Below are 9079 nucleotides of genomic sequence, written 5' to 3'. Positions count from 1 at the left end.
TGAGCGGGACCCTGGAGTTCACCATCCTGGGCTGCGGCTCCTCCGGCGGGGTGCCCAGGGCCGACGGCGACTGGGGCGAATGCGATCCGGCCGACCCGCGCAACTTCCGCACCCGCTGCTCCATGCTGGTGCGCCGGACTGCGCCTGACCCCGCCCAGGCCACCACCGTCCTGGTGGACGCCTCGCCGGACCTGCGCTGGCAGACGGCCCAGGCCGGCGCCCGGCGGCTCGACGCCCTGCTGCTGACCCACGACCACGCCGACCAGACCCACGGCATCGACGACATCCGGGCCTTCTTCATCCGCCAGAGGGCGCGCATTCCCTGCCACATGGACGCCGCCACCTTCGCCTCCATGGGCCGCCGGTTCGGCTATGTCTTCGAGGGGGAGGGGGGCTATCCCGGCATCGCCGACCCGGTGCTCATCCCGCCCCACGGCCAGGCCTGGGAGGTGGAGGGCCCCTCGGGCGCTATTCCGGTTGTGACCTTCGACCAGGACCATGGCGGCCTTCGCTCCGTCGGCTACCGGTTCGGCGACGTGGCCTATTCCAGCGACGTGGTGGGCCTGCCGGACGAGGCCTTTGAGGCCCTGGCCGGCCTCGATGTCTGGATCGTCGACGCCCTGCGCTGGCGCCCGCACCCGACCCACGCCCACGTGGATCTGGCCCTGGAATGGGCGGCGCGGCTCAGACCCCGGCGCACCATCCTGACCAACATGCACATCGACCTCGACTTCGCCGATCTCAGCGCCCGCCTGCCGCCGGGGGTGGAGCCGGCCTTCGACGGCCTGCGCTTCGAGCACAGTCTGGGGGCGGGGGCGTGACGTCACGCCTGAAACTGGCCTTCCTCGCCTCCCGCAACGGCTCGGCCTTCCGAGCAGCGGTGGAGGCGGCGGAGGCGGGGCCGCTGGCCGCCGACATCGTCCTCCTGGTCAGCAATTCGGCAAGGGCGCCAGCCCTGGATTTCGCCCGCGCGCGGGGTATTCCGCACCGGGTCATTCCCACCGCCGTCGATCCCGGCGCCGCCGACCGGGAACTGGCCGAGGCCCTCGCCGCTTCGGGCGCCGACTGGGTCGTCCTGTCCGGCTATCTGAGGCGTATCGGCCCTGCGGTCCTGGCGCGCTTCCCGGACCGGATCCTCAACATCCATCCCGGCCCCCTGCCGGCCTTCGGAGGGGAGGGGATGTATGGGCGCCGGGTGCATGAGGCCGTCATCGCCGCCGGCGCGCCGCAAAGCGAAGTCACCATCCACCTCGTCGATGGCGAGTACGACCACGGCCGGGTGCTTGGCCGATGGCCCGTGCCCGTGGAGCCGGGCGACATGCCCGAAACCCTCGAACAGCGCGTCACCGCCCTGGAGCCCGAGGTCATGACCCGGACCCTCATCGACCTCGCCGAAGGCCGGCTGGAGCCGTCTCAGGCGTCCTGAAGCTCGGCCCTTCCTGGTACCGGAAGCCGGTTCCCGACCGCCGCGGCGCGCATTGAGCCGCGCTCGATTTCCTTCATGAGATCATGGCAATAGACGCCGAAGTCCACCTGGATCGTGTGCCGCTTGGAGGCATAGTACTGGCCCATGTGCAGGGCCTCGTCCTCGGCGATAATCCGTTCCATGTCGGCGGGCGAGGGGGGCAGGTACCTGCCCGTCAGGTAGGCGGCCACGAACTTGGCCTGCTGCTCGGCGAAGTTGACCAGGGTCGGCAGGGGCTGGGCGAGGCCCATATAGAAGAGGTTGGGCACGCCGGGCTTCATCATCCGCTTGAACAGCGGCAACCGGTGATCGGAGTCCGGCACGAAGGCCGGGTCCTCGAAGAAGGGGAACTTCATGTCGTAGCCGGTGGCGTAGATGATCACGTCCACGTCCTCGACACTGTCGTCGGTAAAGCGCACCTGCCGGCCTTCCAGGGCCTTGATGCCCGGCCGGAAGGTGATGTCGCCACAGCCCGCCCGGGTCAGGAACTCGCCGCTGACCGAGGGGTGGGCCTCCAGCGGCTCATGGTCGGGCTTGGGCAGGCCATAGTCCTCCATGGCGCCGAGGGCCTTCTTGATCCCCTTGCGGGCCAGGGACAGACCCAGCTTGCGGGGCATCCAGGGGGGCATGGCCGCCTTGTCCGCCGGCCGGCCGTTCATGTACTTGGGCAGGACCCAGACCCCGCGCCGGGCCGAGACGATCAGCCGGCCCGCCAGGGGCCGCTGGGACAGCTCCGAGGCGATGTCCATGGCCGAATTGCCCATGCCGACCACCACCACGGTCTTGCCGCGCACATCCACCGGATCAAAGGGCGTGCGGTAGGCGTGGGAATGGAAGGACACCCCGTCGAAATGGCCCGGATACTCCGGCGTGCGGGGGCTCCAGTGATGCCCGTTGCACACGAAGAGAACATCGTAACGCCTTGTTTCACCATTCGAAAGCGTGACCTCCCAAAGACCCTCGGCGTTACGCACCGCCTTGGTCACGGCGGTGTTGAAGGTGATGGTCTCGCGCAGGCCGAAATGGTCGACATAGTCGTGGAAGTACTGCAGCAGCTGGCTGTGGTGCGGAAAGTCCGGCCAGCCGGCGGGCACGGGATAGTCCTCGAAGGCCAGGCGCCACTTGGACGTATCGATGTGCAGGCTCTGGTAGCAGGCCGAGTGGCCGTTCGGGTTGTTGTAGTACCAGTTGCCGCCGATGTTGTCGGACATCTCGAAGCAGTCGTAGGGAACGCCCAGGTCCTTGAGCTTCTTGGCCGTGGTGAAGCCGGAGCATCCGGCGCCGATGATGCAGGCCTTGGGCAAGGGGGCCATCTGGGGTCTCCGTTCCGTTTCCCGTTCGAATTCAGGACTTTGGAGCCGAACGCGCCAAGGTCAAGCCTGACCCAGGGTCAGGCTTGGTTTTCCTCCGCCTCCAGTTCAAACCGCCATTTGCGAAGGACCGCCGGCGCAAGGTCCACCTCCCAGTTGCGGGCCAGCAGGAGGACATGACCCAGCACGTCGGCCACCTCATCCGCCAGCTGGGCCTTCATCTCGGCCTCACTGCGTCCGCCCGACCGTCCGCGCCCCGAAAGCCGCGACCAGGCCTGGGTCAGCTCGCCGACCTCTTCCTGCAGCTTCAGAATGTACCAGTCTGGATCCCGGCGAAGCCCGAACGCCGCCACATAGGCCTGTGAAGCCTGTTCAAACCGGTCCGCGAGGGGGCCGAGGGGGCCAAGGTTAGGTTCGATGGGCATGTTGGGCTCCATGATGGTCGGGGGTCGCAGAAGCAGCGTCCGTTGATTCTCAATACAGGCGCCGTGAACTCTCAACCTATATTTCCGATAATATTCCTTATACGCATTCCGGATCCGCGCGACGAACGCCAAATGGGGTCGCCTGTAACGTCACCCAGCGAACGAATGTCGGGCTACCCTGCCACGCCCCATAACAGCTCATCGGCCTGCGGGCGCTCCAGCCAAGTCGCGCAAAGTTCCACATGTTCCCTGGAAACTGTGAAGGTATCGGGCGGCAAGGCCGCGTTCCGCGCCTCGACCCGTCTTAGGAGATCCTGGATCGGCGGGTCGAGGAAAACCAGTTGAGCCTGCGCCCCTGCCGCCCTTGCCCGCGCCCGCGCTGCATCCCGATCGGACCGGTGGAAGAAGCCAAAGTCCAACACGACATCACTCCCCAAGCGCAGCACTCGCTCGGCAACCTCAAGCTGGACCTCATGGACAGCCTCACGGCGCTTGAAGTCATAGCCATCGCCGACGATCCGAGACATCCAGACGTCGGGAGACAAAACCAAAGCGGGTCGTTCGTGCTCCAGGCGGCGGGCCAGGGTCGTCTTGCCTGAACCCGGCAAGCCCATCATCATGAGATGTCAATCGACTTGGAGGGCGAGCGGACATGACGGCTTCCTCAACGAAAGACATTCTCGCGCAGATGGCGCGCTACCATGCTTGGGCGACCGAGGGGCTTCTGGCATCGATCGCGCTGATCCCGGACGAACCTTATCGGAAGCCCTGTGGCCTGTTCTTCGGCTCGATACACGGAACGCTGAACCACCTCCTATTGACCGACAGTCAGATCTGGCTTCCGAGATTCAAATCCGAGCCTGCCGCGAGCTTGCCGCTCGACGCGGAAGTGGAGCACGACCGCGCGGCGCTCGCGGCTCGGCTCGTCGCAGCGACGGCGCGCTGGCCTGAGCATGTCGCAGGCCTCGACGAGGCGGCCCTGGCTGAAGACCTGCGTTACACGATGACGACCGGGCAGCCGCGCGTGTTGCCGCGGCCCGCAGCGCTTCTGCACGTTTTCAATCATGCTACGCACCATCGGGGACAGATCACGGCCGGTATGACGATGCTGGGCCTTGAGTTTCAGCCTCTCGATCTCCCGTACCTGGTCTTCTCTGAGTTGGCGTGAGCGCCGCTTCATTAGCTGTCTGTCTGCGCGGGGCGTTCGCCGCCTGAGGCGAGGACCGCGCTCGGAACTACCGAGGGGAAACATGTCACGGTCGCGGTACTCCAATCTCTCGACGGCGCTGAGCAAGGCCAGAGAGCTGATCGTATCGACTTGGGTCGCCTTCGGGGTGGTTCTGCTGTCCTTCGCCATTCTCGAGATCGTGGTCGACAAAGTGTCGCCATTTCGTGGGATCCCAGGGTCTGGAGCTAAGCAAGATCAAACTGTAACAGTCGGGGCAAAGACGTCGCCACAAACGTCCAGCCGGCTCTCCTTGGAGTTCCGCTATCCAAGGATGGAGATCAGTCGGAGCAGATAGCCGTCGGGATCACACACGACGAATTGGTCCTGCGCACGTTCAAGCTCTCCAACCCGATACCAGCGGCGTTCCAAAGGAATGAGCACGGCAGCCCCATTTTCGACTACCCGGGCGTAGGTGGCGCGCACGTCCGCAATCTCGATCTGGAAATTGACGCCCCGACCGAAGGGTTGCTCCAGAGGCGCGGTTCTGTACCGCCGACCTGGCCCGTCGGCCTGTTCAAGCATCAGCCTCGCACCCGCCAGATCGATCATGGCGAACCGCTCTTCTGGGCGGTCGTAAAGCACCTGAAAGCCCAAGATCTCACAATAGAACTTGAGGGAAACAGACAGGTCAGTGACGTCGAGTTCGGGGATGATGAGTGGCACAGGGGACATCGTCTGATCCGAACCGCCGCACGATGGTAGGGCTCTGCGGGTGCCCGCTCCCCCTCACCTGCTGTCTGGTGACGTCTCTATCTGGCAGCCAGCGGGATACGTTTATCCGACCCAGACAATGGATCCGCACGAAAATCTGCAATCCGGCCGATCGCGCCGACACTACGGGGGGTCATCCACGCCTGAGAGCCCCCCTAAATGACCCTCCCCAAGACCTACGCCTGGCTGAGCCGCATGACGCCCCTGCCGCGGATGATCTCCGCAGCCCTGGCCGAGCTCGGGGTCCGTGAGACCGCTGGTGCCGCAAACACCACCCAGATCCTCCGGTGGGCCGTCGAGACCGGCCTCAATGCGGACTACCGGGCGGACTCCATACCCTGGTGCGGGCTCTTCATGGCCCACATCGCCCGTGTCGCCGGACGGGAGGTTCCGCCGGCCTCCCTCTGGGCCCTCAGCTGGGCCCGGTTCGGCATCGAGGGTGGTCAGCCGGAACTGGGTGCCGTCCTGGTCTTCATGCGCCAGGGTGGCGGTCACGTGGGCCTGTACATCGGCGAGGATTCCCGATGCTATCACGTCCTGGGAGGCAACCAGGGCGACCGGGTCTTGCATTACCCGCATCGCCAAGGAGCGCCTCTATGCCGTCCGCCAACCGCCCTATGTAAACAAGCCCCGCTCCGCCGCGACCTACCGCCTCGCCGCCACCGGCGAGGTTTCCTCCAACGAGGCCTGAGACCATGACCGAAGCCGCCCCTCCAGCAGACGCCATTCCCGGATATGACCGTCCCGCCGTCGAGGCCTGGCTGGCGGCGCACTGTCCCGAGCTCTCCGGTCCCTTCGACTGGGTGCGGCTGCCCGGCGGACATTCCAACCTGACCTGGCGGCTGACGGACTCCACCGGCCGGCAGGCGGTGATCCGCCGCCCGCCGCTTGGGGAGCTGCTCCCCAAGGCCCACGACATGGGCCGGGAGTTCCGGGTCCTCTCGGCCCTGAAGGACACCCCCGTTCCGACGCCGCGCCCCCTCGCCTTCTGTGAGGACCCGTCCGTCACCGGGGCGCACTTCTACGTCATGGACTTCCTGGACGGGCATCCCCTCTACACGGTGCAGGACGTCAAGGACTGGGCGCCGGAGGCGAAGCGCCGCGACCTCGCCTTCGCCTTCATCGACGCCCTGGCCCAGCTCCACGCCCTCGACCCCGCCGCCGTCGGCCTGGGCGACCTGGGCAAGCCCGAGGGCTATGTGGAGCGGCAGATCAACGCCTGGGGCCGGTCCTGGGCCGCCTCCGTCGGCCCCGCCGGGTTCGACGATCCCCGGGCCCATGAGGTCGAGGCCTTCCTGCGGGCCCGCCTGCCCGGACAGGTCCCGGCCCGGGTCGTCCACGGCGACTTCGGCATCCACAACATCCTGGTCGGGCGCGGCGGCGGCCTGCTGGCCGTCATCGACTGGGAGATCGCCACCCTGGGCGACCCGCTGGCGGACCTGGCCTACGCCCTCAACCCCTGGCCGGACCCGTCCGACCCCGAGCCGCCGGCCGAGACCGCGCCCCACGCCCAGCCGGGCTTTCCCACCCGGACCGAGCTGGCGGATCGCTACGCCGCCGCCACCGGCGCGGACCTGTCAGGCCTGAACTACTACGTCGCCTTCAACCGCTGGAAGAGCGCCTGCATCGTCCACGGGGTCTACGCCCGCTACATGGAGGGCAAGAAGAGCACCGAGGGCGTCGACACCGAGGGCCTCAGGCTCAGCGTCCTGCGCAGCCTGGAACTGGCGGCCCGGGCGGCGGCGGGCTAAGGCCCCGGGCTTGGCGCGCTCGGGCCATCCATTTCCACTCTCCAGGTCTTGACCCGAGCCCCCTCCGCCACCTACCCCTGCCGACGCCTGGGGGGCTACCGGAGTTCAAAATGCGCAGACTGCTTCTCGCCACAGCCGTGGCCCTGGCCGCCGCCGGCGCCGCCCTCGCCCATGAGTATGCCGCCGGAGCCCTTCGCATCGACCATCCCTGGACGCGGCCCACCGCCGCAGGCGCTCCCACCGCCGCCGGCTATATGGAGATCACAAATACGGGCAGGACGGCCGACCGGCTGGTGTCCGCCAGCTCCGCCCACGCCGCCCGGGTGGAAATCCACCAGTCCTCCATGGAGGGCGGGATGATGCGGATGAGGGCCCTGCCCCAGGGCGTGGAGATCCCCGCCGGCGGCAAGGTGAGCCTGGCGCCCGGCGGCCTGCACATCATGTTCTTCGGCCCCAAGGCCGCCGTCGCCTCAGGCGAGCGCATCCCCCTGACCCTGACCTTTGCCAAGGCGGGCAAGGTCACCGTCCAGCTGGCTGCGGAGTCCCGGCCTCCGGCCAAGCCCGCCGCCATGCCCGAGACCCACCGCCACTAGCCGGCGGCGAGCGCGGCCTGAATATCAGCCTCAAGGGCCTCGGGCGGCGTATTCGGGCCGTAGCGCTTGAGCACCTTTCCGTCCCGCCCGACGAGGAACTTGGTGAAGTTCCACTTGATGGCGCGCGTGCCCAGGACGCCGCGCTTCTGGTCGGAGAGCCACCGGAAGAGCGGGTCCGCCCCGGGTCCGTTTACCTCCACCTTGGCCAGCACCGGGAAGGTGACGTCGTAGGTCAGGCTGCAGAAACTGGCGATCTCCGCCGCGTCCCCGGGCTCCTGGCTGGCGAACTGGTTGCAGGGGAAGCCCAGCACCACCAGGCCCGCCTCCCCGTGACGCCGCCAGAGGGCCTCCAGTCCGGCGTACTGGGGCGTGAAGCCGCACTTCGAGGCCGTATTGACCACCAGCACGACCTTCCCGGCGTAGGCCGAAAGCGGAACCTCGCCTCCGTCCGCCGCCTTCACCGTAAAGTCCTGAACTCCCGTCATCTGCGCCCCATGATCTGCTGGTTGAAGACGACGCCGAACGCGCCTGCCCTGTCCTTGTAGATTTCGAACTTGTGAGCCATCGGATATCCCCTGTGAGTGATCCTCGCCGGCCTGCCTCGCGAGGTGGCCTCAAAGGCCTCAGGGCGGCGCAATGCAACCCTTGCGTGCAATCCGTGGAGTTAGGCGCATGACCGACCAGACCCCGGCCCTGGATCGCCTTCTCGGCATCATGGCCCGCCTTCGGGACCCGAACACTGGCTGCGCCTGGGACCTGGAGCAGACCTTCGCGACCATCGCCCCCTACACCGTGGAGGAGGCCTACGAGGTCGCCGACGCCATCCAGCGGGGCGACCTGGCCGACCTGAAGGACGAGCTGGGCGACCTGCTGTTCCAGGTGGTCTTCCACGCCCGCATGGCCGAGGAACAGGGCGCCTTCGCTTTCGAAGACGTCGCCGCCGCCATCGTCGACAAGATGATCCGGCGCCACCCTCACATCTTCGGCGACGCCGACCAGAGGACCAGCGGCGAGCAGGTCCGGGCCTGGGAGGAGGTCAAGGCGGCGGAACGGGCGGCCCGGGCGCCGGCGGCGGGCCTCCTCGACGACATCCCCGCCGCCCTCCCCGGCCTGACCCGGGCGGTCAAGCTGTCGAAGCGGGCCGCCGGCGTCGGCTTCGTCTGGCCGACCACGGAGGCGGTCCTCGACAAGCTGCAGGAAGAGCTGGACGAGTTCCGCGCCGAGGTCGCTTCGGGCAACCGCGCGGCGCTTCGGGAGGAACTGGGCGACGTCCTCTTCGTCATGGCCAATATCGCCCGGGACCTCGACATCGACCCGGAGGACGCCCTGCGCGAGGCCAACGCCAAGTTCGTCCGACGCTTCCGCCACATCGAGGCGCGCCTCGCCGAGGACGGCCGGACGCCGGCCCAGTCCGACCTTGCAGAAATGGATGCCCTCTGGAACGAGGCCAGAGCCCGGGACAAGGCCAGCCGCCCTTGACCCCCCTCACCGCGCTTCGCGCGGAGCTCCCCCGCAGGGGAGCAATGACTCCCCAATTCCTCCCCCTCCTGAGGGGCCGCAGCGCCCCTCAGTCGGCTTCGCCGACAGCTCCCCCGC

General features: G+C 67.6%; 12 protein-coding genes. 7 read left to right on the top strand and 5 right to left on the bottom strand.

What is annotated here, in order from left to right; all coding sequences use genetic code 11:
- Together INE98_RS00730 and INE98_RS00725 are read left to right on the top strand one after the other, a co-directional pair.
- The coding region (locus INE98_RS00730; RefSeq protein WP_293535811.1) for an MBL fold metallo-hydrolase at nt 1–821 on the top strand (821 nt) is incomplete at its 5' end.
- Nucleotides 818–1426: a phosphoribosylglycinamide formyltransferase gene (locus tag INE98_RS00725; RefSeq protein WP_293535809.1), complete on the top strand. Its 609-nt coding sequence runs from the start codon at nt 818–820 to the stop codon at nt 1424–1426. The genes INE98_RS00730 and INE98_RS00725, both read left to right, overlap by 4 nt.
- Here INE98_RS00725 and INE98_RS00720 read toward each other — a convergent pair.
- The 3 genes from INE98_RS00720 to INE98_RS00710 all read right to left on the bottom strand — a co-directional run bounded on the left by INE98_RS00720 (nt 1414) and on the right by INE98_RS00710 (nt 3820).
- A complete protein-coding gene (locus INE98_RS00720) occupies nt 1414–2778 on the bottom strand; it encodes an NAD(P)-binding domain-containing protein (protein ID WP_293535807.1) in 1365 nt (454 codons plus the stop codon). The two genes, INE98_RS00725 and INE98_RS00720, sit on opposite strands and share 13 nt — an antisense overlap.
- Nucleotides 2779–2855: 77 nt before the next feature.
- Nucleotides 2856–3200, bottom strand: coding sequence for a MazG nucleotide pyrophosphohydrolase domain-containing protein (locus tag INE98_RS00715; RefSeq protein WP_293535805.1), 345 nt, complete (start codon nt 3198–3200; stop codon nt 2856–2858).
- 173 nt (nt 3201–3373) lie between these two features.
- On the bottom strand, nt 3374–3820 hold the full coding sequence (locus INE98_RS00710; RefSeq protein ID WP_293535804.1) for an ATP-binding protein: 447 nt from the start codon (nt 3818–3820) through the stop codon (nt 3374–3376).
- A gap of 32 nt (nt 3821–3852) precedes the next feature.
- Here INE98_RS00710 and INE98_RS00705 point away from each other — a divergent pair, with 32 nt between their 5' ends.
- On the top strand, nt 3853–4368 hold the full coding sequence (locus INE98_RS00705; protein WP_293535802.1) for a DinB family protein: 516 nt from the start codon (nt 3853–3855) through the stop codon (nt 4366–4368).
- A 321-nt stretch (nt 4369–4689) separates the two neighbouring features.
- Here the strand turns inward: INE98_RS00705 and INE98_RS00700 are convergent, their stop codons facing one another.
- Entirely contained in the window at nt 4690–5091 is a 402-nt protein-coding gene (locus INE98_RS00700) for a VOC family protein (protein ID WP_293535801.1), read from the bottom strand.
- 207 nt (nt 5092–5298) lie between these two features.
- On the opposite strand from INE98_RS00700, the gene INE98_RS00695 reads away from it, so the two are divergent.
- The 3 genes from INE98_RS00695 to INE98_RS00685 all read left to right on the top strand — a co-directional run bounded on the left by INE98_RS00695 (nt 5299) and on the right by INE98_RS00685 (nt 7483).
- On the top strand, nt 5299–5838 hold the full coding sequence (locus tag INE98_RS00695) for a TIGR02594 family protein (protein WP_293513963.1): 540 nt from the start codon (nt 5299–5301) through the stop codon (nt 5836–5838).
- Nucleotides 5835–6890 (top strand): phosphotransferase family protein, encoded by a 1056-nt coding sequence (locus INE98_RS00690; protein WP_293535800.1) that lies wholly within the window; start codon nt 5835–5837, stop codon nt 6888–6890. Before INE98_RS00695 ends, INE98_RS00690 begins: the two co-directional genes overlap by 4 nt.
- Before the next feature lie 110 nt (nt 6891–7000).
- Entirely contained in the window at nt 7001–7483 is a 483-nt protein-coding gene (locus INE98_RS00685) for a copper chaperone PCu(A)C (RefSeq protein ID WP_293535799.1), read from the top strand.
- Here INE98_RS00685 and INE98_RS00680 read toward each other — a convergent pair.
- Nucleotides 7480–7968: a glutathione peroxidase gene (locus INE98_RS00680; protein ID WP_293512546.1), complete on the bottom strand. Its 489-nt coding sequence runs from the start codon at nt 7966–7968 to the stop codon at nt 7480–7482. The genes INE98_RS00685 and INE98_RS00680 overlap by 4 nt on opposite strands.
- Before the next feature lie 187 nt (nt 7969–8155).
- Here INE98_RS00680 and mazG point away from each other — a divergent pair, with 187 nt between their 5' ends.
- On the top strand, nt 8156–8962 hold the full coding sequence (gene mazG, locus INE98_RS00675) for a nucleoside triphosphate pyrophosphohydrolase (RefSeq protein ID WP_293535798.1): 807 nt from the start codon (nt 8156–8158) through the stop codon (nt 8960–8962).
- Nucleotides 8963–9079: the final 117 nt, after the last annotated feature.

It is taken from the genome of Phenylobacterium sp., assembly GCF_020253645.1.
GTDB lineage: Bacteria > Pseudomonadota > Alphaproteobacteria > Caulobacterales > Caulobacteraceae > Phenylobacterium.
The sequence above is the reverse complement of the archived record's forward strand: the minus strand, read 5'-3'. Positions and strand labels throughout refer to the sequence as shown.

Coding starts and splice junctions, on each gene's coding strand:
- INE98_RS00680 (WP_293512546.1), bottom strand. CDS start 7,968: ATGACGGGAGTTCAGGACTTTACGGTGAAGGCGGCGGACGGAGGCGAG.
- INE98_RS00690 (WP_293535800.1), top strand. CDS start 5,835: ATGACCGAAGCCGCCCCTCCAGCAGACGCCATTCCCGGATATGACCGT.
- INE98_RS00695 (WP_293513963.1), top strand. CDS start 5,299: ATGACCCTCCCCAAGACCTACGCCTGGCTGAGCCGCATGACGCCCCTG.
- INE98_RS00705 (WP_293535802.1), top strand. CDS start 3,853: ATGACGGCTTCCTCAACGAAAGACATTCTCGCGCAGATGGCGCGCTAC.
- mazG (WP_293535798.1), top strand. CDS start 8,156: ATGACCGACCAGACCCCGGCCCTGGATCGCCTTCTCGGCATCATGGCC.
- INE98_RS00720 (WP_293535807.1), bottom strand. CDS start 2,778: ATGGCCCCCTTGCCCAAGGCCTGCATCATCGGCGCCGGATGCTCCGGC.
- INE98_RS00715 (WP_293535805.1), bottom strand. CDS start 3,200: ATGCCCATCGAACCTAACCTTGGCCCCCTCGGCCCCCTCGCGGACCGG.
- INE98_RS00685 (WP_293535799.1), top strand. CDS start 7,001: ATGCGCAGACTGCTTCTCGCCACAGCCGTGGCCCTGGCCGCCGCCGGC.
- INE98_RS00710 (WP_293535804.1), bottom strand. CDS start 3,820: ATGATGATGGGCTTGCCGGGTTCAGGCAAGACGACCCTGGCCCGCCGC.